The sequence below is a fragment of the Lentzea fradiae genome (assembly GCF_900100955.1).
GTDB classification, from domain to species: Bacteria; Actinomycetota; Actinomycetes; order Mycobacteriales; family Pseudonocardiaceae; genus Lentzea; species Lentzea fradiae.
In genome coordinates, this window is record NZ_FNCC01000014.1 from 124,175 (window position 1) to 146,899 (window position 22,725).

Genomic DNA, 22,725 nt, shown 5'->3' on the forward strand with positions numbered 1-22,725 from the left:
AACGTGGAGGGCGCGACGATGCGGCTGAAGACGATCGTGGCCGTGCTGGGGGTGGGCGCGGTGGTCGCCTGCGCACCGGTCCAGTCCGGACCGGCCAGCTCCGGCACCGACGAGCAGACAGGGCAGCTGCGCGTGTGGCTGTTCGACGAGGTCAACCGCGGCCCCAAGGAGGCCGTGGTGAAGGAGGCCGTCTCCGAGTTCCAGGCCGCGCACAGCGGCGTCACGGTGGACGTCCAGTACATCCAGGTGGCGAGCCGCGCCGAGCGCTTCAAGGCCGCGTTCAGCGACCAGAAGAGCGCTCCGGACGTCGCCGAGTTCGGCAACACCGACCTGGCGGGCTTCGTCTCCGCCGGTGGCTTCTCCGAGCTCGACCTGAACGGGTGGGAGGAGTCGAAGGACCTCGTTCCGACGATCCTCGACACGGCGAAGGTCGACGGCAAGACCTACGGCGTGCCGTGGTTCGTCGGCGTGCGGGCGCTGTACTACCGCACCGACGTGTTCGACGAGCTCGGCATCGACGTGCCGGAGACGCTCGACGAGATCGCCACGACGGCCAGGGAGATCCGGCAGAAGAAGCCGGAGATGATCGGCATCTCGGCCGGTGGCAAGTACCTGTTCGCCGCGCTGCCCTACATCTGGGCGCAGGGCGGGGACATCGCCAAGGCCGACGGCGGCAAGTTCACCGCCACGATCGACAGCGCCGAGGCGAAGGCCGGTGTCGCGAAGTACACCGAGCTGATCAAGGACGACATCTGCCCGCCCGCCACCTGCGCGGGCAACGGCGGTGACGCGAGCGTCGAGGCGTTCCGCGCGGGCAAGGCCGCGATGACCATCGGCGGCGACTTCAACCGCAAGTCCGTCGACGCCTCCAGCGCCGCCGGCAAGTACGGCGTCGTCCCGCTGCCCGGCAAGGACAAGGGCTCGATCGCGCCCGCGTTCGCCGGCGGCAACCTGCTCGGCGTCATGAAGGGCACGCAGCGCAAGACGCTCGCGACCGAGTTCACGCAGCTGCTCGCGTCGAAGAAGTACCAGCAGAAGATGTACACGGCGATGGGCAACCTGCCGACCTTCGCCGACGTGCAGCAGCAGGTCAGCGACTCCGACAAGTTCCTGGAGCCGTTCACGAAGACGCTGCAGTCCGGCACGCGGTTCGTCCCCGTCACCCCGGCGTGGGCGAAGATCGACGCGCAGGCGGTGGTGCCGACGATGATCCAGGAGATCGTCACCGGCGCCAAGGACGTCGACACCGCCACGGCCGACGCGGCCAAGACCATGAACGCGGCCTTCACGTCGTGAGCATGACCGCTAAAGGCCAGGGGCGGACCGCGTTCGCCTACCTGGCTCCAGCGCTGCTGGTGCTCGGGGGCCTGCTGGCCTACCCGATCTACCAGCTGGTGCTCATCTCGCTCTACGACTACGGCCAGGAGCAGGTGAGCGGCGGCGCGCCGCTCACCTTCCTCGGTCTCGGGAACTACCAGGCGCTGCTGGGAGACCGGCAGTTCTGGACCGTGCTCGGGCAGACCGTCGCGTTCGCGGCGGTCTGCGTGGTCGGCACGTTGCTGGTGGGCGCGTTCCTCGCGATCCTCGCGACGCGGGTGCGCACCTGGGTGCGGATGACGTTGTTCCTGGCGGCGCTCGGCGCGTGGTCCACGCCCGCCGTCGCCGGGTCGACGATCTGGCTCTTCCTGTTCGACGCGAACTTCGGTCTCGTCAACGAGGTGCTGGGCATCCAGGGCTTCTCCTGGACCTACGACAAGTGGACGGCGTTCGGGCTCGTGGCGGCCCAGGTGATCTGGTGCTCGTTCCCGTTCGTCATGGTGACGCTCTACGCGGGCATCAAGGCGATCCCCGGCGAGGTGCTGGAGGCCGCCGCGCTGGACGGCGCGTCGGCGTTCCGCACGGCGTGGAGCGTCACGCTGCCGTTGCTGCGGCCGATCATCCTCGTCGTCACGATCCAGTCGATCATCTGGGACTTCAAGGTGTTCACGCAGATCTACGTGATGACCAACGGCGGTGGCATAGCCGGGCGCAACCTCGTGCTCAACGTCTACGCCTACCAGCAGGCGTTCGCGGCGTCGGAGTACGGGCTGGGCGCGGCGATCGGTGTCGTGATGACCGTGCTGCTGCTGGGGATCACGATGTTCTACCTCCGCGCGCTGCGGCGGTCGGGGGAGGTCCTGTGAGGCGCTGGGTCACCGAGGTCTTCGTCCTCGTCGTCGCCGCCGTCGTGGCGTTTCCGCTGTTCTGGATGGTGCTGTCCGCGTTCAAGCCGGAGGACGAGATCATCTCGGCCGACCCGGTGCCGTGGACGACCCGGCCGACGCTCGACAGCTTCACGCGGGCGCTGACCGTCGCGAACTTCGGGCGCTACTTCGTGAACAGCATCGTCGTCGCGGTGATCGTGGTGGCGCTGAGCATCCTGATCTCGTTCCTCGCGGCGACCGCGCTGACCCGCTTCCGGTTCCGCAGCCGCACGACGTTGCTGATCATGTTGCTGGTCGTGCAGATGGTGCCGGTCGAGGCGTTGACCGTGCCGCTGTTCTTCCTGATGCGGTCCGTGGGTGACTCGGTGCCGGTGTTCGGCCTGAACCACCTCGGCTCGCTCGTGCTGGTGCACCTCGCGTTCAGCCTGCCGTTCGCGATCTGGATGCTGCGGGGCTTCGTCGCCGCGGTGCCCCTGGAGCTGGAGGAGGCCGCCACCCTGGACGGCGCCTCGCGGTTCCGGTTCCTGTGGCAGGTGCTGTTCCCGCTCGTCGCGCCCGGCCTGGTGGCGACGAGCGTGCTGTCGTTCATCCACGCTTGGAACGACTTCCTGTTCGCCAAGACGTTCATCATCTCGGCCGTGGAGAACCAGACCCTGCCGCTGGCTCTCCAGGTGTTCGTCAAACCAGACCAGAACGATTGGGGCGCGATCATGGCGGGCTCCACCCTGATGACCATCCCTGTGCTCATCTTCTTCGTGCTCGTGCAACGCCGGCTCGTGTCCGGTCTCGCCGGGGCGGTGAAGGGATGAACCTGCTTCCCCGACCCGTGTCCTATGTGGATGGTGGGCGGCTCTGCGAGTACCGGGGCTGGGAGACGGTCCTCGTCGACGGCCCACCCGGCGGCTACCGGCTGATCTCCTCCGACGACGGCGTGCTCATCGAGGCGCACGACGCCGAGGGCGAGATGAACGCCTTGCAGACGCTGCGGCAGCTGCTGGGGCCGCAGGCGTTCCGCGCGGCGGGCGAGAAGCCGTCCGTCATCCCGGCCTGCGAGGTGGTCGACCACCCGCGGTTCGCCTGGCGCGGCGTGATGCTCGACGTGGCACGGCACTTCCTGCCCAAACGGGAGGTGCTGCGGTACGTCGAGCTGCTGTCCGCGCACAAGCTGAACGTCCTGCACCTGCACCTCACCGACGACCAGGGCTGGCGCTTCGAGTGCAAGCGCTACCCGAAGCTCACCGAGGTCGGGTCGTGGCGGGAGGACTCGCGGTTCGGCGACCGGCGCTCCGGCGGGATGACCGGGCGGCCGCACGGCGGTTTCTACCCGCAGGAAGACCTGCGGGAGATCGTCGAGTACGCGCGGGCGCGGCACATCACCGTCGTCCCGGAGATCGACGTCCCCGGCCACTCGCAGGCGGCCATCGCGGCGTACCCCGAGCTGGGTGTGCACGGCGGCGGCGTGTGGACGGACTGGGGCATCAACGAACGCGTGCTCAACACGGAGGAGTCCACAGTGGACTTCTACCGGAACGTGTTCGACGAGCTGATGGACGTCTTCCCGGCCGAGTTCATCGGACTCGGCGGTGACGAGGCGCCCGGCCACGACGGCGAGATCGTCAGGGCCATCGCGAAACACCTGGTGCGCAACGGAAGGCGCCCGTACGGGTGGGACGAGGTCCTCGACTCGGGACCGCTGCCCGCGGGCACGGTCGTGGCGTCCTGGCGCGGTGTCGAGGGCGGCGTCACGGCGTTGCGCGAGGGGCACGACGTGGTGATGTGCCCGGAGGAGTTCGTGTACCTCGACTACCGGCAGTCGGACTCGCCCGGCGAGCCGATCCCGGTCGGGACGGTCACCACGCTGGAGGATGTCTACGCGTGGGAGCCGGTGCCCGCCGAGGTCACCGGCGACGAGCCGGGACGGTTGCTGGGCGCTCAGGCGAACATCTGGACCGAGCACCTCGACTCGGCCCGGCGGGTGGACTACGCGGCGTTCCCGCGGCTGGCCGCGTTCGCCGAGGTCGTCTGGTCACCGGCGGAGAAGGACCCCGGCTTCGTGGAACGGCTGCGGGAGCACCACCTGCCGCGGCTCGACGCGCTGGGGGTGGAGTACCGGCCCCTCACCGGACCCCACCCGTGGCAGCTGCTCCCCGGTGTTCCTGGTTTCCCACGGTGACATACCCGGAGATCACACGGCCGGCTCTTCCTCGGGCATGAGGATCCAGGCGGCGACGTAGAGGACGGCTCCGGTGCCGAACCCGAGCAGCGTCGCCGCCACCAGGATGATCCGCAGGATCGCGGCGTCGACACCGATCATCTTGGCGACACCGCCGCAGACGCCCGCGAGCATCTTGTCGTGACGGCTGCGGCGGAGCTTCTTGACCTGGTCGGTGGCTTGGTCGAACGCGTTCGTCGTCATGGCTCAAGAGTCGTCGAAACGAGACGCCCGCACATCGGTGACCACCCCGAACCCGACCCTGAACCCCGCGGAGCGCCTCAGGGGTCAGTCGAGGCAGAACTCGTTGCCCTCGACGTCCTGCATGACGATGCACGACTCGTTCTCCTCGTCGGCCTCCATCACGCGCACGCACACCGCGCCGATCGCCTCCAGCCGGGCGCGTTCGGCCTGCAAGGCGGCGAGACGCTCGGCCCCGGTCAGACCGGTGCCCACCCGCACGTCGACGTGGACCCGGTTCTTCACCGCCTTGCCCTCGGGCACGCGCTGGAAGAAGAACCGCGGGCCCTCACCGGTGGGGTCGCCGCACGCCGACCACGAGCCGTCGGTCTCCGGCGGGGCGTCGTAGCCCAGCACCTCCGACCAGAACCGGGCGACGAGCCCCGGCTCCTCGCAGTCGAACGTGATCTGCACTTTCCTGATCGACCCCATGAGCCCACGGTAGTCGTAGGCTGAGCCGCATGGAGTCACCGGAGGAGCTGGCTTCGGCGCTCGACCGCGCCGGGTACCTGCCGGACGGCGGCGTCGCCACGGCCGCGTTCCTCGCGGTCAGGATGGGACGGCCGCTGTTCCTCGAAGGCGAGCCCGGCACCGGCAAGACGTCGCTCGCGCTGGCCCTCGCCAAGGCGCTGGACGTGCCGCTGGTCCGCCTCCAGTGCCACGAGGGCATCGACGCCACGCAGGCCCTCTACGACTGGGACTACCCGCGGCAGCTCATGCACCTGCGCGTGCTGGAGACCCGCGGCGAGGTGGACGAGGCGTCCCTCTACACGCGACGGTTCCTGCTGGCCCGGCCGCTGCTGCAAGCGCTGGAGAAGGCGCCGTGCGTGCTGCTCGTCGACGAGGTCGACCGGGCGGACGACGAGTTCGAGGCGTTCCTGCTGGAGGTGCTGTCCGAGAACGCCGTCAGCATCCCCGAGTTCGGCGAGATCAGGGCCGCCACGCCGCCGCTCGCGGTGCTGACGTCGAACCGGACCCGGGAGGTGCACGACGCGTTGAAGCGCCGCTGCCTCTACCACTGGCTGGAGCACCCGTCGCCCGACCGCGAGGTGGCGATTTTGCGCCGCACCCTGCCCGGTCTGGACGACCGGCTCGCGCAGCGGGTCGCGGAGGCCGTCCAGCGGATGCGCGGCCTCGACCTGCTGAAACCGCCGGGCGTCGCGGAGTCCCTCGACTGGGCCAGGGCGTTGCAGGCCCTCGGCCGCACGGAGCCGGACGCGTCGACCCTCGGCGCCGTCCTCAAATACCGGGAGGACGCGGAACGCGTGATCGGGAGCACAATCGTGGGATGACGGAGGCGTGCGTCGGGTTCACCCGCGTCCTGCGGGGCGCCGGGCTGCGGTGCGGGCCCGACCGGGTCCAGGCGTTCCTGCGGGCCGCCGAGCACGTCGACCTGTACTGGGCGGGACGCCTCACGCTGTGCGCCGACCCCGACGACCTGCCGCGCTACGACGCCGCGTTCCGCGCGTACTTCGGCGGCACCCCGCCCCGCCCGCGCACGGAGGTCGAGCTCGACTCGTTCACCGTCGGCGTCGCCGCGTCCGACGTGGAGGTGCTCAAGCACAAGGACATCTCCGAGTTCGACGCGGCACCGCTCATCGCCCGCCTGCGCCCGCTCCCGCCGCGCCGCCGGTCGCGCAGGCTGCGCAGGGCCCGGCGGGGACGGCTCGACCTCGCCCGCACGGTGCGCGCGATGATCGCGACCGGCGGCGAGATCGCCCTGCCGCGGCACCGCCGCCGGGGTGAGAAGGCGCGGCGGCTCGTGCTGCTGATCGACGTGTCCGGCTCGATGGCCGCCTACTCCGACGCGTTGCTGCGGTTCGCGCACGTCGTCGCCCGCGCGGTGCCCACCGAGGTCCGCACGATCGGCACCCGGCTCACCAGGGTCACCCGGCAGCTCCAGGAACGCGACCCGGAACGGGCGCTGCGCGCGGCGGGACGGGCGATCCCCGACTTCGAGGGCGGCACCCGGCTCGGCGAGGGGCTGCGGTGGTTCAACCAGCGGTGGCGCCAGCGCGGCGCGGTCGTCGTGCTGTTCAGCGACGGCTGGGAACGCGGCGACCCGAGCCTGCTCGCGACCGAGCTGGCGCGGCTGCGGCGGACGAGCCACAAGGTCGTCTGGGCCAACCCGCACGCGGGCAAGCCCGGCTACCGGCCGGTGCAAAGTGGAGTGGTGGCGGCACTGCCGCACGTGGACGTGATGGTCGCGGGGCACAGCGTGCACGCGTTGGAAGAACTGCTGGAGGTAGTGCGCAATGCGTGATGTCCTGTTCGACCTCGCGGACCGCGTGGCGAACGGAGAGACGGTCGGTGTCGGCACCGTCGTCGCGACGTTCAGCTCGGCACCCCGGCCCGCGGGGGCGGCGATGCTCGTGACGCGGGACGGGGAAGCGGTCGGCAGCGTGTCCGGCGGATGCGTCGAGGGAGCCGTCTACGACCTCGCGCAGAACACCGACGAACCTGTCTTACAGCGCTACGGGGTGAGCGACGACGACGCGTTCTCCGTGGGCCTGACGTGCGGCGGGATCATCGACATCTTCGTGGAGAAGATCGACGCCGAGTCGTTCCCGCAGCTCACCGAGGTCGTGGAGACGGTCCGCGCCGAGGAGCCGGTGGCCGTGGCGACCGTCATCGAGCACCCGGACGGCATCGGGCGGCGGCTGGTGATCTGGCCGGACCGGCGGGACGGCACCCTGGGCTCGGCGCGCATCGACGACGCCGTCACCGACGACGCCCGCGGCATGCTGGCGTCGGGCCGCAGCGGCGTGCTCCGGTACGGGCCGGACGGCCAGCGGCGCGGCGAGGGCCTGAGCGTGTTCGTGAACTCGTTCGAGCCGCCGCCGCGGATGCTGGTGTTCGGGGCGATCGACTTCGCCGCCGCGATGGCACGGCTCGGCGCGTTCCTCGGCTACCGCGTGACGGTGTGCGACGCGCGGCCGGTGTTCGCGACGAAGTCCCGCTTCCCCGAGGCCGACGAGGTCGTCGTGGACTGGCCGCACCGGTACCTGGAGCGCGAGGCGGCCAAGCTCGACGAACGCACGGTCATCGCCGTTCTGACGCACGACCCGAAGTTCGACGTGCCGCTGCTGGAGGTCGCGTTGCGGCTGAAGGTCGGCTACATCGGGGCGATGGGGTCGCGCCGCACGCACGACGACCGGACGCGCCGGCTGCGGGAAGCGGGCGTGAGCGAGTCCGAGCTGGCCCGCCTGGCCTCGCCGATCGGCCTGGACCTCGGCGCGAGGACCCCGGAGGAGACGGCGGTGTCGATCGCCGCCGAGATCATCGCGTTGCGCTGGAAGGGATCCGGGCGACGGCTGGTCGATCTTGGTGAACCGATACACCACTGATCGGGTTGTTGAACAGGCAAACAGAGAGGAGGCTGTAGTGGCCCTCGTCACATGATCACCCACCACTGGGAGGGTTCATGCACATCTCGGTCAACGTCGACGGAGTCACGTACGCCGACGAGGTCGAGCCCCGCTTGCTGCTCGTGCACTACCTGCGCGAGCGCCTCGGCAAGACCGGCACCGTCGTCGGCTGCGACACCGGCAACTGCGGTGCCTGCACGGTGCACCTGGACGGCCACAGCATCAAGTCCTGCTCGCTGTTCGCCGTGCAGGCGAACGGCCGTGAGATCACCACGATCGAAGGTCTCGCGAGGGACGGCAAGCTGCACCCGGTGCAGCAGGCGTTCCACAGCAACCACGCCCTGCAGTGCGGTTTCTGCACGCCGGGCATGATCATGCAGGCGATCGACCTGCTGGCCGACGAACCGGACCCCGACGACGAGACCGTGCGCAAGGGCCTCGAGGGCAACCTCTGCCGGTGCACGGGCTACCAGAACATCGTCCGCGCCGTGCAGGACGCCGCGCAGCGGATGAAGCCCGGTGCCGGGCCGGAGATCGAGCAGCGGACCCCGCACGCGGTAGGTGGCGAATGACCGCGACCGCAGAACCCGAGATCGGCAAGGCCCGGCTCCGCAAGGAGGACACCCGGCTGATCACCGGGCAGACCAGGTGGACCGACAACCTCCAGCTCACCGGGATGCTGCACATGGCGGTCCTGCGCAGCCCTGTCGCGCACGCCCGCATCACGAACGTCGACGTCAGCCGCGCGACCGCGATGCCCGGCGTGGCGCTCGTGCTGACCGGCGAGGACCTCGCGGCCGAACAGGGCTCGCTGCCCTGCGCGTGGCCGATCACCGAGGACATGAAAGCGCCGGCCGCGCCCGCACTGGCCGTCGACAGGGTCAACTTCGCCGGTGAGGCCGTGGCGCTGGTGATCGCCGACAGCGCGTACCACGCGGCGGACGCGCTGTCGGAGATCGACGTCGACTACGACGAGCTGCCCGTCGTGCTGGACCTCGAAGAAGCCGTGCGGGACAACGACCTGGTGCACGAGGACCTGGGCACGAACAAGAGCGCGACGTGGGTCTACGACTCCGCCGAGGCGGGCAGCGGCACGGACGTCGAGGACGAGATCGCCTCCGCCGAGGTCGTGGTCGAGCGGACGTTCCGGCAGCAGCGGCTGATCCCGGCGTTCATGGAACCCCGCTCGGTCGTCGTCGACCCGGCCGCCGGCATGTTCACCGTCTGGTCGGCCACGCAGATCCCGCACATCCTGCGCTGGATGCTCTCCGCGGTCACCGGCATCGCCGAGCACAAGATCCGCGTCATCGCACCGGACGTCGGCGGCGGCTTCGGCGGCAAGCTCCAGGTCACGCCGGAGGAGCTGCTGTGCCTGCTCGTCGCGCGCAGGATGGGCCGCCCGGTGAAGTGGACGGAGACGCGCACCGAGTCGATGCTCTCCGCGCACCACGGCCGCGACCAGCTCCAGAAGATCACCCTCGCGGCTCGCCGCGACGGCACGGTCACCGGCCTCAAGGTCGAGCTGCTCGCCGACATGGGCGCGTACCTGCGCCTGGTCACGCCGGGCGTGCCGATCCTCGGCGCGTTCATGTTCAACGCGATCTACAAGTTCGCCGCCTACCGGTTCGTGTGCACCAACGTGTTCACGAACAAGGTGCCGACGGACGCGTACCGCGGCGCCGGTCGGCCCGAGGCGACGTTCGCGATCGAGCGGATGATGGACGAGCTGGCCGTCGAGCTCGGCATGGACCCGATGAAGGTCCGCGAGCTGAACTGGATCAAGCACGAGGAGTTCCCGTTCACCACGGTCGCCGGGCTCACCTACGACTCCGGCAACTACGAGGCCGCGACGGCGCGCGCGATGGAGCTCTTCGACTACGACGGGCTGCGTGAGGAACAGGCACGGCGCCGGGCCGACGGGTCGCCGTTCCAGATCGGCATCGGGATCTCCACGTTCACCGAGATGTGCGGCCTCGCGCCGTCCCGCGTGCTGGGCGCTCTGCGCTACGGCGCCGGTGGCTGGGAGACCGCGTCGATCCGGATGCTGCCCACCGGCAAGGTCGAGGTGATCACCGGGACGTCGCCGCACGGGCAGGGCCACGAGACGGTGTGGTCGCAGATCGTCGCGGACAAGCTCGGCGTGCCGTTCGAGGACGTCGAGGTGCTGCACGGCGACACGGCGACGTCGCACAAGGGCATGGACAGCTACGGCTCGCGCTCGCTGGCCGTCGGCGGCACCGCGCTGGTGCACGCGGCGGACAAGGTCCTCGCCAAGGCGAAGACGCTGGCCGCGCACATGATGGAGTGCGACGAGACGGACGTGGAGTTCGCGTCCGGCGCGTTCTCCGTGCGCGGCACGTCGACCTCGCGGTCCCTGGGCGACGTCGTGCTGGCCGCGCACGTGGCGCACGACCTGCCGGAGGGCATGGAACCCGGCCTCGACGCCGACGCCACGTTCGACCCGGACAACTTCTCGTACCCGCACGGAACCCATCTGTGCGCGACGGAAGTCGACACCGAGACCGGCCTGGTCAAGATCATCCGGTACGTGGCCGTGGACGACGTCGGCACCGTCATGAACCCGTTGATCGTGGACGGGCAGGTGCACGGCGGCCTCGCCCAGGGCATCGCGCAGGCCCTCTACGAGGAGGCCACGCACGACGAGATGGGCACGCTCACGTCGGCGACGCTCGCCGACTACCTCGTGCCGAGCGCGGCCGACCTGCCGTCGTTCATCACCGACCGCACCACCACCCCGGCGACGTCCAACCCGTTGGGCGCCAAGGGAGTCGGCGAGGCGGGCACGATCGCCTCGACCCCGGCGGTGGTCAACAGCGTGCTCGACGCCGTGCGGCACCTGGGCGTGCGGGACATCGAGATGCCGATGTCGCCGGAACGCGTGTGGACCGCGTTGCAGGGCCGCGGCGACCCCGGCTCCGGCGACGTGGCGGCGGGCGGTCTCGGTTCCATCGACGCGCAGGGAGGTCAGGAGTGATCCCGGCGGAGTTCAAGTACCTGGTGCCGTCCACTGTGGACGAAGCCGTGCGGATGCTCGCGGAGGAGGGCGAGGACGCCAAGGTCCTCGCGGGCGGGCAGTCGCTCGTGCCGGTGCTGCGGATGCGGCTCGCCGCACCCACGGCGTTGATCGACATCGGCGGCCTGACCGAGCTGACCGGCGTCCGCGACGAGGGCGACTCGCTGCTGATCGGCGCCATGACCACGCACTACGAGGTGCAGCGCGACCACTTGGTCCAGGACCACGCGTTGCTGCTGAAGCTGGTCACGGACACCGTCGCCGACCCGCAGGTGCGCCACCGCGGCACGTTCGGCGGCTCGCTCTGCCACGCCGACCCGGCCGGTGACCTGCTCGCACCGGCGCTGGCGCTGGACGCGGTGATGATCATCGCCGGGCCCGGCGGGCGGCGCGAGGTGCCCGCGGCGGACTTCTTCGTCGACTACTTCACGACCGCGCTGGCCCCCGACGAGATCCTGGTCGACGTGCGGGTGCCCAAGCACACGGGCTGGAGCGCGCACTACGAGAAGCTCAACCGGGTCGCGCAGGCGTGGTCGATCGTCGCCGTCGCGGCGGCCGTGCAGGTGCGTGACGGCACGATCACCGCGGCCAGGATCGGGCTCACCAACGTGGGCTCGGGGCCGGTGCGCGCGGCGGACGTGGAGTCGGCGCTGGTCGGGCAACCCGCCACCGCCGAGTCGATCTCGTCGGCCGCCGTGCGCGCGTCGTCCGGTGACGGCTACAAGGACAACCTCGCACGGGTGCTCACCGGCCGTGCGTTGACGGCGGCGGTCACGGGATGAAGCTGACGCACTCGTTCGCCTCACCCGGCCCCGCCGAGGAGGTGTGGGAGGCGCTGCTCGACCCCGAACGGGTCGCGCCGTGCCTCCCCGGCGCCACGCTGACCTCGGTCGAGGGCAAGACGTTCAGCGGGGAGGTGAAGGTGAAGCTCGGCCCGGTGCAGCTGCTGTACCGGGGAAGCGGCGAGTTCGTCGACATCGACCCGGTGCGGCGCCGCGCCGTGCTCAAGGCGTCCGGCAAGGACGCCCGCGGCAACGGCACGGCGTCCGCCACCGTGACCTTCCAGGTCGGCGACACCGTCGACGTGGAGACCGACCTGGCGATCACCGGCCGTCCCGCCCAACTGGGACGCGGCCTGATCGCCGAGGTCAGCGGCAAGCTCGTCGACCAGTTCGCGGAATGCCTGGCGGGCACGCTGGGATCCGGGGATCCTGACGAGGTGGCACAACAGCAGCATCTCCGCGTCGTTCCCGACGAGCCGATCGACCTGATCGACACCGCAGGCGTACCGGTACTGAAGCGCGCGCTCCCCGTGGCGGGCGCGGTGCTGGCCGTTGTGCTCTTAGTGGTCCTGCGTCGCAGGCGGCAGCGCTGAGGCGTCCGGTCCGGTGGCCGGCCCTCGCGCTGGCCACCGGTCTCGCCCTGTCCGCGTGCACGGGCTCCCCGGTGGTCATCACCACCTCGGCCCCCGTCCCGGCCACGTCGTCCGGCCCGCCCCCGCCGCGCTCGTTCACACTCGCCGCGGGCGGCGACGTCCTGATCCACCCGGCCCTGACCGACCAGGCGACCGCCGACGGCGGTGGCGGTCGTGACTTCGTGCCGCTGTTCGAGGGCATCCGCGAGGCGCTGAAAGCCGACCTGGCGCTGTGCCACCTGGAGGTGCCGCTCGGGGCGAAGGAGGGCCCGTTCTTCGGCTACCCGGCCTTCCTGGCGCCGCCCGAGGTCGCCACCGGCCTCGCCGACGTCGGCTACGACTCCTGCTCGACCGCGTCGAACCACACGCTCGACCGCGGCGTCTCCGCCATCGGGACCACCCTCGACGCGCTGGACGCCGCCGGCCTGAAGCACACCGGCTCGTTCCGCTCGCCGGAAGAGGCCGCGACACCGCTGCTCCTGGACGCCAACGGCGTGAAGGTGGCCCAGCTGTCGTTCACCTACGGCTTCAACGGCATCCCGCTGCCCGACCCGTGGCGCGCGAACCAGATCGACCCCGACAAGATCCTCGCCGACGCCCGCGCCGCCCGTGCCGCCGGAGCCGAGGTCGTCGTGCTGTCCGTCCAGTGGGGCAACGAGTACCAGCACGAGGCCACCCCCGACCAGAAGGCACTGGCCAGGCAGCTGCTGGCCGACCCGGCGCTGGACCTGATCATCGGCACGCACGTCCACGTCGTGCAGCCGTTCGAGAAGATCGGCACCAAGTGGGTCGCGTACGGCCTGGGCAACGAGGTCGCCCGCCACGCGGAACCCCGCGGCGTCACCGAGGAGGGCGCCATCGCGCGGTTCCGCTTCGAGGAGGGCCCGGACGGGTGGACCGCGGTGGAGGCGTCCTACACGCCCACGCTGGTCGAGCTGGGGCCGCCGATCCGGCTGGTGGACCTGACCCGCGTGCCCGTGACGGCGCGGCGGACGGAGGCGATCGCGCGCACCGAGGGCGTGGTGTTCAGCCTGGGAGCGAACCAGCAGGGCCTGGTCCGGGCGACACCCTGACCACCCGAAAGCGTGGACTTCGTGACGAAGTCGCTGGTCCGCGCGGTGCGGGTGGACCAGCGCCCCTTCGGGCTCGCTCAGATGTGCGAAAGTGGCTGAGACGGAAGGAGACGCAGTGACCGCACTACCTGACAGGTCGCCGCGGCGCCTGCCTGCTGTTCCGACAGGTCGCTTGACCGTCGCTCAGTACGCCGCGCTCGGAGAGACCGAAGACGGCTTTACGGAATTGGTTGAAGGCCGTCTGATCGTGTCTCCCAGTCCTCTCGGTGACCACAACGTCGTCGGGTTCAACCTGGCGACCCAGCTCGCGGGTCAGCTGCCCGACGAGCTGGAAGTCATCCTCGACGTGGATGTCGACCTGGAGCTCGTACCGCCGGACGAGCCCGGTTTCGTCCGGCGTCCCGACCTCGTCGTGGTGCATCGCGGTGCCCGCAAACGGCAGAGGGTCGAGGGCGGCCTCATCAAAGCTTCGGAAGTCGTCCTGGTCGTCGAGGTGTTGTCGCCGAGCTCCCGCCGCGTGGACTACCACGCCAAGCGTCACGAGTACGCCGACGCCGGGATCCCGTTCTACTGGATCGCCGACCTCGACGAGCCCGTTTCGCTGGCGGCGCTGCACCTCGCCGGAGCGTTCGGCTACCAGGAAGCACCCGCGGAGACGGGGATCTTCGAGGCCGTCCGGCCGTTCCCGTTGAAGATCCAGGTCGACCGGCTCATCGACTGACTCGCGCCAGCACCCGTTCGTACCGCTCCACCCACGCCCGGTCGCCGCTCTCGAACTCCTCGGCCCTGTCCGGCACCGGCGCCTTGGTGAGCACCGGCAGGTACCCGTCGACCGGGACGAGCGAGTCGCTGGTGACGTCCCCGTCCAGCAGTTGCAGCGTCGCCAGCCCGCAGGCGTACTCCAGCTCCGGCAGCGCCGCCGCCAGCGCCACCCCGGCCGCCATCCCGACCGACGTCTCCAGCGCCGACGACACCACGCACGGCAACCCGCACGCCTCGGCCACCTCCAGCGCCTTCCGCACGCCCCCGAGCGGTGCCACCTTGATCACCGCGATGTCCGCGGCCCCCGACACCGCCACCTTCACCGGGTCCTCGGCCTTGCGGATCGACTCGTCCGCCGCGATCGGCACGCCTGCCTTCCTGCGCACCGCGGCCAGCTCGTCCAAGGTCCGGCACGGCTGCTCGGCGTACTGGAGCCCGCCGGCGGCCTTGTCCATCGCCCTGATCGCCGTGACGGCCGTGTCGACGTCCCACATCATGTTCGCGTCGACCCGCACGAACCCGCGCGGCCCCAACGCGTCCCGCACGGCCTCGAGCCGGGCGCAGTCCTCGGCCAGCGTCGACTCGGCGACCTTCACCTTGGCCGTCGAACACCCCGACCGCGCGACGATCTCGTGCGCCCTCTCCGGACTCACCACCGGCACCGTGCAGTTGACCGGGATGCGTGTCCGCACCGGCTCCGGCCACCCCTCGTGAGCCGCCTCCAGCGCACACGCGAGCCACGCCGCGGACTCGGCGTCGTCGTACTCCTCGAACGGGCAGAACTCACCCCAGCCGGCCGGCCCCTCGAAGAGCAGTCCGGTGCGCCGGGTGATGCCGCGGAACCGGGCGCGCATCGGGATCGAGTAGACGTGCACGAGCCGATTCAATCGCACTGCTGCAGATCCAGCGAATGCCCGCCACCCTGCAAGTTCACCGCGCCGATCGGCAGGAGCCCCTGCAACGTGCAGACGATCTGCCGCACCGCGACCGGGCTGAGCTGCGAGACGTCGGTCGACAACCGCACGTCGAGCCCGGACGTGACGCGGTCGACGGTGGCGGGCGCGGCGTCCAACGGCACCTCGGTGGTGAGCCCGCTGTCCAGCTCGACCTGGTTCGGGCCCTGGGCGAGCAGGGCGATGACGTCGTACCCGCTCAGGCTGCCCGGTGGCCGGGCCACCCGGACGAGCCCGCCCTCGTGGACCCAGAACAGTCCCGGCGCGGTGTTCTCGACGGGGCCGGTCGGGGCTTCGAGGCCGGGGATGGGGTCGGTGGGGCGGATGCCGCACGCGCTGACGAGGGCGAGGGTGAGAGCCGCGAGGACGAGCTCGCGCAGGGGTCCCCTCCTGCCGGGGACCCCCCGATTCCCATTCTCCCAGCCGCCACCGACAGGTTTCGGCCTCACAGCTCACCTCCCAGCGGCAGCCGCAGCGTGAACACGGCCCCGCCCTCCGGCCGGTTGGCGGCGTCCAGGGTGCCGCCGTGCAGGCGGGCGTTCTCCCAGGCGATGGCCAGGCCGAGGCCGCTGCCCTCGGACCGGCCGCGGGCCGAGTCGGCCTTGTAGAACCGGGCGAACACGTGGGGCAGGACCTCGTCGGGCAGGCCCTCGCCGGAGTCGGCCACCCTGATGACGACGTGCCCGTCCGCCACGGACAGCGTCACGTGCACGGGTGGGGCGCCGTGGCGCAGGGCGTTGCCGACGAGGTTCGCGACGATCACGTCCAGGCGGCGCGGGTCGAGGCGGGCGCGGATGCCGGAGGGCAGTGACGCGGTCACCTTGGTCAGGTAGCCGCGCAGGCGCAGGCACGACAGCACGACCTCGGCCACGTCGACGTCGTCGGGTGCCAGGGCGGCTGTGCCCGAGTCGAAGCGGGTCACCTCGATCAGGTCGTTCACCAGGCGGGTCAGGTTCTGGGTCTCGCGGTTCACCAGGCGGGCGGCTTGGCCTGCCACGCCGGGCAGTGCGGCTGTTTCGGCGTCCAGCACGTCCGTTACCGCGGTCATCGCGGCGAGGGGGGTTCGCAGTTCGTGGGAGACGTCTGCGACGAAGCGGCGGGCGTCTGCTTCCATGCGCCGTAGTTGGCCTACGTGGTGTTCCAGGGAAGACGCTGTGCTGTTGAACGTCGTTGCGACGGAAGCCAGTTCGTCGCGCCCGCGTACCGGTACGCGGGCGGTGAGGTCGCCTTGGCCGAGTTTCCAGGCCGCGAGCTGCAGGGCCCGGACGGGGCGCAGCACGCCTCGTGCCGCCAGGAAGCCCAGTGCCAGGGCCAGGAGGAGCCCGGCGCTGCCGATCAGCCACGCGTTGAACGCCAGCTCGCTGACGAACTCGGACTCCGAGGTGAACGGCCGCACCACGTACACCTCGATGCCGGACGGCTCGGTGGGCGTGATCCGCAGCTGCATGCCCACGACGAGCCACACGCTGTCCCCGTGCGCCACGCGTTGCCAGCCGACGCGGCCGGACTCGACCAGCGCGCGCAGCTCCGGCGTGATCATCTCGGGGCTCATGCTGCCCGCGGACTGGCCGTTGCCGTAGGCGATCGCCGCGTCCGTGCGGCCGGACACGCGACCCGCGATGCGTTCCAGGACGGCGGTCGTCGGTGGTCGCGGGGACAGCGGGTAGAGCTCCTCGACGCGGTTCGTGATCTCCACGACGGCGGTGTCCTGGGCGCGCTGCACGATGGCGTCGCGGGCGCGCACGTAGCCCGCGCCCGCCACCGCCACGGCCGTGACGATGCTGAGGAACCCGAACGCGAGCAGCAGCCGCAGGCGCAGCGTCACAGCGGTCCGAAGCGGTAGCCGAAGCCCCGGACGGTCTGCACGTACCGGGGGGCCGCCGGGTCGTCCTCGATCTTCGACCGGAGCCGTTGCACGCAGGCGTCGACCAGCCGCGAGTCACCGAGGTAGCCCTGGTCCCAGACCGACTGAAGGAGCTGCTGGCGCGACATCACGCGGCCCGGTGACGAGGACAGCTCCAGCAGCAGCCGCAGCTCGGTCGGCGCGAGTGCGACGGGCCGTCCGTGCCTGCTCACGACGAGGCCGTCGCGGTCGATCGTCAGGTCGCCGTGGCGTTCGGCGACGACCTCGGTGACGGACCCGGTGGCGCGGCGCAGCACCGCGCGGATGCGGGCTTCGAGCACGCGCGGCTGGGCGGGTTTGGCCACGTAGTCGTCCGCGCCCGCCTCCAGGCCCGCGACCACGTCGATGTCGTCGTTGCGGGCGGTCAGCATGATGATCGGGAGGTCGCCGGACGCGCGGATGCGCCTGCACACCTCGAAGCCGTCGACGCCGGGCAGCATCAGGTCGAGCACCACGACGTCCGGTGCGGCGTTCGCCAGCAGCTCCAGCCCCTCCTCGCCGGTGCGCACCGCGTCGACGGTGTGCCCCTGGTAGGTCAGGGCGAGCGACAGTCCCTCGCGGACCGCCTCGTCGTCCTCGATCAGCAGTACGCGCGGCATGACCTCCAGCCTTCCGGACGGGTCTCATGAGGACGTGCGGGAGGTGTCATCGTTGCGTAACGGCCGTCCGTGCGCAGTTGTGCCGCGATCATCACCGGGTGCGCACACGGCTTCGAAAGCCTGTGGGACATGCGAAAAGTGCTCCTGACGGCGGCTCTGGCCGCCGCCACCCTGACCGGCGCGGTGAGCCCGGCACTGGCGATCCGCGGCGGCACCGAGGCACCGGCGCCCTACCCGTTCTCCGGTTCCCTGCAACGACCCGACTCGCCGCGCGCGGACGGCCACACCTGCGGCGTCACGCTCGTCGCGCCGCGCTGGGCCGTCACCGCGGGCCACTGCACGATCAACAACCCCAGCCTCGCCGTGGTCGGCAGGCCGAAGGACTGGTCGGTCCGGCTCGGGTCGGCGGACGCGGGCAGCGGCGGCGAGGTGATCGAGGTGGAGCGGTTCATCACCTACACGCGGTATCCCGTCTGGGACGGCGACATCGGCCTGCTGAAGCTGAGCAGGCCCGCGAAGGCCGCGCCCGTCGCCCTGCCGTCCGCGCGCACGGCCGAGGGCACGACGGCGCGGATCATCGGCTGGGGCATGACCTGCGCCGAGCGTGAACCCGAGTGCTACCCGCAGAAGCTGCGCGAGGCGGACACCGTCGTTCAGCCCGTGGAGGCGTGCGACGGCATCATCGCCGAACGCGAACTGTGCATCGGTGCGCTGGACGGCAGCGTCGCCGCGACCAACATGGACTCCGGCGGGCCCGCGCTCGTCCGCGACGGCGACCGGTGGGTGATGGCCGGGCTGGTGAGCGGGTCCGGCGGTGACGACCGGCCGGTCATGTACACGGAGCTGCACCACTACCTGGGCTGGATCGGCGACGTCGTCTCGGGTCGCCTGAACCCGCCGGACACGCCCGTCCCGGACCTGGAGGGCGCCGCGTCGATCGGCGGCTGCTCCGCCTCCGTCGTGCGCACGAACAGGACCAGGGACGACGACCCCGCCCTGCTGCTCACCAACGGCCACTGCGTGCCGGACCGGCCCGCACCCGGCGAGACCCTGCGGGACGTCCCCTCCGACCTCGCGGTGACCATCGGCGACCGCCGCGGCTACCTCCAGGCCAAGGCCAGGACGACCAGGCTCGTCGAGGCGACCATGTCCGGCACGGACACCGCGCTCTTCCGGCTCGACCAGACCTACGCGCAGCTCGCGGCCAAGGGCGTGAAGATCTTCCGGCTCGCGAACCGGTCCGCCCGGCCGGGCGAGCGCGTCGACGTCGTCTCGGCGGGCAGCGGCAAGCGTTTCGAGTGCACGATCGAGGCCGTCGTGCCGCACCTGCGCGAGGAGGGCTACACGCAGGACAACGCCTACCGGTACGACTCGGCGTGCCAGCCGTCGCACGGCGCGTCCGGCTCACCGATCGTGCTGCGCGACGGCGTCACGGTCGTGGGCGTGCACAGCACCGGCAACGACAGCGGCGAGGAGTGCACCGCGAACAACCCGTGCGAGGTCGCGAAAGACGGCACGGTGACGGTGCGGCAGGGCCTCCGTTACGGCCAGCAGGTGCGGCACCTCAGTCGCTGAGGGCGGCCGTGTGCCGCAGCTGCTCCGGGGTCGGGTCCGCGACGAGGACCCGCAGCGCCGCCGCGAACCGGTCGAAGCGCCGGTCGAGCTCCGCCAGCTCGCGGGACGGCTCCGCCACGAGCGCCGCCCGTCCCGGCTTGGGGACGGCGGTGGCCAGGGCGTCCCGCAGTGGCTGGGACCGGCGCAGCGCCACCAGCAGCGTCCACAGCCGCCGCTCGACCAGCGCCACCCGCGCCGGGTCGCCGGTCACGGCCAGCAGGTCGGACCGCGCGGCCGCGGCGCGGCGGCGCTGCACCGGGCAGGTGAAGTCACCGGACCTGACCACGTCGGTGTCCGGCGCGGACCGCGCGAGCGCCGCCTCCGAGCGGAACCGGAACCGGCGGGCGGGGGCACCGGTCGCCGGGTTCCACATCCACCAGGTGGGGGTCATCCGACCAGGTCGTCCGCGTCGACGATCTTGTAGGCGTACCCCTGCTCCGCCAGGAACCGCTGCCGGTGGGCGGCGTAGTCGGTGTCGAGCGTGTCGCGGGCGACGACCGAGTAGAAGTGCGCCTGCCTGCCGTCGCCCTTGGGCCGCAGCAGCCTGCCGAGCCGCTGCGCCTCCTCCTGGCGCGACCCGAACGTGCCGGACACCTGGACCGCGACGGACGCCTCCGGCAGGTCGATGGAGAAGTTCGCGACCTTGGAGACGACCAGCGTGCGCAGCTCGCCCTTGCGGAACCTGTCGAAGAGCTCCTCGCGCTCCTTGTTCTTGGTCGAGCCCTTGATCACCGGCGCGCCGAGCTCCTCACCGAGCTCGTCGAGCTGGTCGAGGTAGGCGCCGATCACGAGCGCGGGCTCGTCGGGGTGCCGGTCCAGCACCCGCCGCACCACCGGGAGCTTGGTCCGCGCGGTCGAGCAGAGCTTGTAGCGCTCCTCCGGCTCGGCCGTCGCGTACTGGAGCCGCTCGTTGTCGGTGAGCGTCACCCTGACCTCGGTGCACTCGGCGGGCGCGATCCAGCCCTGCGCCTCGATGTCGCGCCACGGCACGTCGTAGCGCTTCGGGCCGATCAACGAGAAGACGTCGCCCTCCTGGCCGTCCTCGCGCACCAGGGTCGCGGTCAGGCCCAGCCGGCGGCGGCTCTGCAGGTCGGCCGTCATCCGGAACACCGGCGCGGGCAGCAGGTGCACCTCGTCGTAGACGATCAGGCCCCAGTCGCGCGAGTCGAACAGCTCCAGGTGCTTGTACTCGCCCTTCGACTTGCGGGTGATCACCTGGTAGGTCGCGATCGTGACCGGCCGGATCTCCTTGCGCTCGCCCGAGTACTCGCCGATCTCCTCCTCGGTGAGGCTGGTGCGCGCGATCAGCTCGCGCTTCCACTGCCGTCCCGCCACGGTGTTCGTGACGAGGATCAGCGTCGTCGCCTGAGCCTCCGCCATCGCCGCCGCGCCGACGAGCGTCTTGCCCGCGCCGCAGGGCAGCACGACGACGCCGCTGCCGCCCGCCCAGAACGCCTGGGCGGCGAGCCGCTGGTAGTCGCGCAGCTTCCAGCCGTCCTCGGCCAGCTCGATGGGGTGCGCCTCGCCGTCGACGTACCCGGCGTGGTCCTCCGCGGGCCAGCCGACCTTGAGCAGCAGCTGCTTGAGCCGTCCACGCTCGCTGGGGTGCACGACGATCGTGTCGTCGTCGATCCGCGCCCCGAACATCGGCGCGATCTTCTTGTTGCGCAGCACCTCCTCCAGCACCGCGCGGTCGTTGGTGTGCAGGACCAGGCCGTGGGCGGGGTTGTTGGTCAGCACCAGCCTGCCGAAGCGGCCCATCGTGTCGACCACGTCCACCAGCAGCGGCTGCGGCACCGGGTAGCGGCTGAACCGCACCAGCGCGTCCACCACCTGCTCGGCGTCGTGCCCGGCGGCACGCGCGTTCCACAGCGCCAGCGGCGTCACGCGGTAGGTGTGCACGTGCTCGGGAGCCCGCTCCAGCTCGGCGAAAGGCGCGATGGACGTGCGCGCTTCGTCGGCGAGCGGGTGGTCGACCTCGAGCAGCAGCGTCTTGTCCGACTGGACGATCAAGGGGCCATCGGTCACGTCCCCAGTGTCCCCGACGACGCCAAACGCAGGTCGGGTGACGTCACGGGCTCGCGTTCGGTGAGCCGCGGGCAGCGTTCGGTGACGAGATGTGTGAGCCGACACACGAAGCCCACACCGGGTGTCGTACTTTCAGGCCCATGAGCACCGAGTCGACTGGTCCGGACGAGACCAGGGCCGAGGCCGCCGTGGACACCGGCACCGGCGAGTCGCCCCAGAAGAACAGCTGGCTGAAGTTCGTGGTCGTCGGCGTGCTGGCGGTCGTGCTGGTCGGCGGTGGCGTGTGGGCGTTCACGGCGCTCAACGGCATCAGCGTCGGCGACTGCGTCAGCGCGTCGCCCGAGGACGTGGACAGGCCCGACGGCGACTGGAACATCTCGTCGCAGAGCTGCGGGGACACGGCCGCGACGCACCGGGTCGCCAAGGTGCTCGGCAGCGTCGAGGAACCGTGCCCCGACGAGGGGATCTACGAGCCGGTCCAGTCCGGCGGCGAGTCGCTGTGCCTCATGCCGAACCTCGCGGAGGGCAACTGCTACACCGCGGGCGACGACGGCGCCTTCAAGAAGGAGGCGTGCACCACCGAGTCACCGGTCAAGATCGTGAAGAAGGTCGACGGCCTGCCGGAGGAGGGCTCGGTGTGCCCGGAGGGGTCGAGCGAGCTGCGGTTCAGCGAGCCCGCGTCCGTCTACTGCATGGGCGTGCACGAAGGGTCCTGATCGGGTGAACTCGGTTGAGTTCACCCCAAGCCTTTGCCGATACCCAGGCCATGAAGAAGGTCGGCCTGGGTGTCGCCGCCGTGCTGGCTCTCGTCCTGCTGGGTGCGTTCGTGGTGCACCAGCTGGGCGAGGTGGCGGACTCCGCGAAGGTCGGCGACTGCGCCCGCATCACCGGCGTGGCCGACAACCCGCACTACCAGGCCGTCGACTGCTCGTCCGAGCACGCGAACGTCAAGATCGCCAAGGTCCTGGGCTGGAACGAGAGCGGCTGCCCGACCGGTGGCATGGAGTACTCGAAGTACACGGGCGAGTCCACGCTGTGCCTGATGCCGAACTTCGTGCAGGGCCACTGCTACGGCCAGGACCCGCGGACCGGCATCACCGAGGTCGACTGCGGCACCAAGGACTCGGTCCGGGTCGCGAGCGTCGTCACCGGCACGACCAACGGCGCCCGGTGCGGCAGCGGCCACGCCGCGATCTTCCCCGAGCCCGCCGTCACCTTCTGCCTGCAGCGCGCCGACCGGTAGCCACTCCGGTCTTCCCGCGAACGCCCACGCGCGCACGGGTCCTCGTGGCACCCTCTGCGGCGTGATCATCGAGGACGA

Annotated in this window: 24 protein-coding genes; 16 read left to right on the plus strand and 8 right to left on the minus strand. The window is 71.1% G+C overall.

The features are described 5' to 3' along the window. Positions 1 to 18 precede the first annotated feature (18 nt). The 4 genes from BLT23_RS30240 to BLT23_RS30255 are packed head-to-tail and all read left to right on the plus strand — an operon-like array spanning position 19 to position 4,377. Positions 19 to 1,296, plus strand: a complete 1,278-nt coding sequence (locus BLT23_RS30240) for an extracellular solute-binding protein (RefSeq protein WP_090055085.1) — start codon at positions 19 to 21, stop codon at positions 1,294 to 1,296. A gap of 2 nt (positions 1,297 to 1,298) precedes the next feature. Then, entirely contained in the window at positions 1,299 to 2,183 is an 885-nt protein-coding gene (locus tag BLT23_RS30245) for a carbohydrate ABC transporter permease (protein WP_090055088.1), read from the plus strand. Continuing rightward, positions 2,180 to 3,013 (plus strand): carbohydrate ABC transporter permease, encoded by an 834-nt coding sequence (locus BLT23_RS30250; RefSeq protein WP_090055091.1) that lies wholly within the window; start codon positions 2,180 to 2,182, stop codon positions 3,011 to 3,013. The genes BLT23_RS30245 and BLT23_RS30250 overlap by 4 nt, the downstream gene beginning before the upstream one ends. Next, positions 3,010 to 4,377 carry a beta-N-acetylhexosaminidase gene (locus BLT23_RS30255; protein WP_090055093.1) on the plus strand — a complete coding sequence of 456 codons (1,368 nt, stop codon included), beginning with the start codon at positions 3,010 to 3,012 and terminating at the stop codon, positions 4,375 to 4,377. Before BLT23_RS30250 ends, BLT23_RS30255 begins: the two co-directional genes overlap by 4 nt. Positions 4,378 to 4,389: 12 nt before the next feature. Here the strand turns inward: BLT23_RS30255 and BLT23_RS30260 are convergent, their stop codons facing one another. Further along, a complete protein-coding gene (locus BLT23_RS30260; RefSeq protein WP_090055096.1) occupies positions 4,390 to 4,620 on the minus strand; it encodes a PspC domain-containing protein in 231 nt (76 codons plus the stop codon). 84 nt (positions 4,621 to 4,704) lie between these two features. Next, on the minus strand, positions 4,705 to 5,088 hold the full coding sequence (locus tag BLT23_RS30265; protein ID WP_090055098.1) for a VOC family protein: 384 nt from the start codon (positions 5,086 to 5,088) through the stop codon (positions 4,705 to 4,707). Positions 5,089 to 5,117: 29 nt separating this feature from the next. Here BLT23_RS30265 and BLT23_RS30270 point away from each other — a divergent pair, with 29 nt between their 5' ends. The 9 genes from BLT23_RS30270 to BLT23_RS30310 all read left to right on the plus strand — a co-directional run bounded on the left by BLT23_RS30270 (position 5,118) and on the right by BLT23_RS30310 (position 14,266). Continuing rightward, entirely contained in the window at positions 5,118 to 5,948 is an 831-nt protein-coding gene (locus tag BLT23_RS30270; RefSeq protein ID WP_090055101.1) for an AAA family ATPase, read from the plus strand. Continuing rightward, the gene (locus BLT23_RS30275; protein WP_090055104.1) at positions 5,945 to 6,919 is read left to right on the plus strand and encodes a vWA domain-containing protein; all 975 of its coding nucleotides are present in this window, start codon (positions 5,945 to 5,947) and stop codon (positions 6,917 to 6,919) included. The genes BLT23_RS30270 and BLT23_RS30275 overlap by 4 nt, the downstream gene beginning before the upstream one ends. Then, entirely contained in the window at positions 6,912 to 8,003 is a 1,092-nt protein-coding gene (locus tag BLT23_RS30280) for an XdhC family protein (protein WP_090055106.1), read from the plus strand. The genes BLT23_RS30275 and BLT23_RS30280 overlap by 8 nt, the downstream gene beginning before the upstream one ends. A 77-nt stretch (positions 8,004 to 8,080) precedes the next feature. Next, positions 8,081 to 8,596, plus strand: a complete 516-nt coding sequence (locus tag BLT23_RS30285; RefSeq protein WP_090055107.1) for a (2Fe-2S)-binding protein — start codon at positions 8,081 to 8,083, stop codon at positions 8,594 to 8,596. Beyond that, positions 8,593 to 11,019, plus strand: coding sequence for a xanthine dehydrogenase family protein molybdopterin-binding subunit (locus tag BLT23_RS30290; RefSeq protein ID WP_090055110.1), 2,427 nt, complete (start codon positions 8,593 to 8,595; stop codon positions 11,017 to 11,019). The genes BLT23_RS30285 and BLT23_RS30290 overlap by 4 nt, the downstream gene beginning before the upstream one ends. Further along, a complete protein-coding gene (locus BLT23_RS30295; RefSeq protein ID WP_090055113.1) occupies positions 11,016 to 11,840 on the plus strand; it encodes an FAD binding domain-containing protein in 825 nt (274 codons plus the stop codon). The genes BLT23_RS30290 and BLT23_RS30295 overlap by 4 nt, the downstream gene beginning before the upstream one ends. Then, positions 11,837 to 12,433, plus strand: a complete 597-nt coding sequence (locus tag BLT23_RS30300) for an SRPBCC family protein (protein ID WP_090055115.1) — start codon at positions 11,837 to 11,839, stop codon at positions 12,431 to 12,433. The genes BLT23_RS30295 and BLT23_RS30300 overlap by 4 nt, the downstream gene beginning before the upstream one ends. Next, positions 12,430 to 13,545, plus strand: a complete 1,116-nt coding sequence (locus BLT23_RS30305; protein ID WP_218133939.1) for a CapA family protein — start codon at positions 12,430 to 12,432, stop codon at positions 13,543 to 13,545. The genes BLT23_RS30300 and BLT23_RS30305 overlap by 4 nt, the downstream gene beginning before the upstream one ends. A 115-nt stretch (positions 13,546 to 13,660) precedes the next feature. Then, the gene (locus tag BLT23_RS30310) at positions 13,661 to 14,266 is read left to right on the plus strand and encodes a Uma2 family endonuclease (RefSeq protein WP_090055119.1); all 606 of its coding nucleotides are present in this window, start codon (positions 13,661 to 13,663) and stop codon (positions 14,264 to 14,266) included. Here the strand turns inward: BLT23_RS30310 and BLT23_RS30315 are convergent. From BLT23_RS30315 to BLT23_RS30330, 4 genes are read right to left on the minus strand one after another with little or no spacing between them, the layout of a single operon-like run. Then, a complete protein-coding gene (locus BLT23_RS30315) occupies positions 14,256 to 15,182 on the minus strand; it encodes an o-succinylbenzoate synthase (RefSeq protein ID WP_090055122.1) in 927 nt (308 codons plus the stop codon). The two genes, BLT23_RS30310 and BLT23_RS30315, sit on opposite strands and share 11 nt — an antisense overlap. 8 nt (positions 15,183 to 15,190) lie before the next feature. Continuing rightward, the gene (locus BLT23_RS30320) at positions 15,191 to 15,709 is read right to left on the minus strand and encodes a GerMN domain-containing protein (RefSeq protein WP_090055126.1); all 519 of its coding nucleotides are present in this window, start codon (positions 15,707 to 15,709) and stop codon (positions 15,191 to 15,193) included. Next, the gene (locus BLT23_RS30325; RefSeq protein WP_090055129.1) at positions 15,706 to 17,085 is read right to left on the minus strand and encodes an ATP-binding protein; all 1,380 of its coding nucleotides are present in this window, start codon (positions 17,083 to 17,085) and stop codon (positions 15,706 to 15,708) included. The genes BLT23_RS30320 and BLT23_RS30325 overlap by 4 nt, the downstream gene beginning before the upstream one ends. Next, positions 17,082 to 17,762 (minus strand): response regulator transcription factor, encoded by a 681-nt coding sequence (locus BLT23_RS30330; RefSeq protein ID WP_090055132.1) that lies wholly within the window; start codon positions 17,760 to 17,762, stop codon positions 17,082 to 17,084. The genes BLT23_RS30325 and BLT23_RS30330 overlap by 4 nt, the downstream gene beginning before the upstream one ends. 129 nt (positions 17,763 to 17,891) lie before the next feature. Between BLT23_RS30330 and BLT23_RS30335 the strand changes: the two genes are divergently transcribed. Next, positions 17,892 to 19,337: a trypsin-like serine protease gene (locus tag BLT23_RS30335; protein WP_090055134.1), complete on the plus strand. Its 1,446-nt coding sequence runs from the start codon at positions 17,892 to 17,894 to the stop codon at positions 19,335 to 19,337. Here BLT23_RS30335 and BLT23_RS30340 read toward each other — a convergent pair. Both BLT23_RS30340 and BLT23_RS30345 read right to left on the minus strand, forming a co-directional pair. Further along, positions 19,327 to 19,767, minus strand: a complete 441-nt coding sequence (locus tag BLT23_RS30340) for a hypothetical protein (RefSeq protein WP_090055137.1) — start codon at positions 19,765 to 19,767, stop codon at positions 19,327 to 19,329. The two genes, BLT23_RS30335 and BLT23_RS30340, sit on opposite strands and share 11 nt — an antisense overlap. Beyond that, positions 19,764 to 21,404, minus strand: a complete 1,641-nt coding sequence (locus BLT23_RS30345; protein ID WP_090055140.1) for a DNA repair helicase XPB — start codon at positions 21,402 to 21,404, stop codon at positions 19,764 to 19,766. The genes BLT23_RS30340 and BLT23_RS30345 overlap by 4 nt, the downstream gene beginning before the upstream one ends. Positions 21,405 to 21,544: 140 nt before the next feature. Between BLT23_RS30345 and BLT23_RS30350 the strand changes: the two genes are divergently transcribed. Beyond that, positions 21,545 to 22,120 carry an LppU/SCO3897 family protein gene (locus BLT23_RS30350; RefSeq protein WP_090055143.1) on the plus strand — a complete coding sequence of 192 codons (576 nt, stop codon included), beginning with the start codon at positions 21,545 to 21,547 and terminating at the stop codon, positions 22,118 to 22,120. A 50-nt stretch (positions 22,121 to 22,170) separates the two neighbouring features. After that, positions 22,171 to 22,647 (plus strand): LppU/SCO3897 family protein, encoded by a 477-nt coding sequence (locus BLT23_RS30355; RefSeq protein WP_090055146.1) that lies wholly within the window; start codon positions 22,171 to 22,173, stop codon positions 22,645 to 22,647. Positions 22,648 to 22,725 lie beyond the last annotated feature (78 nt).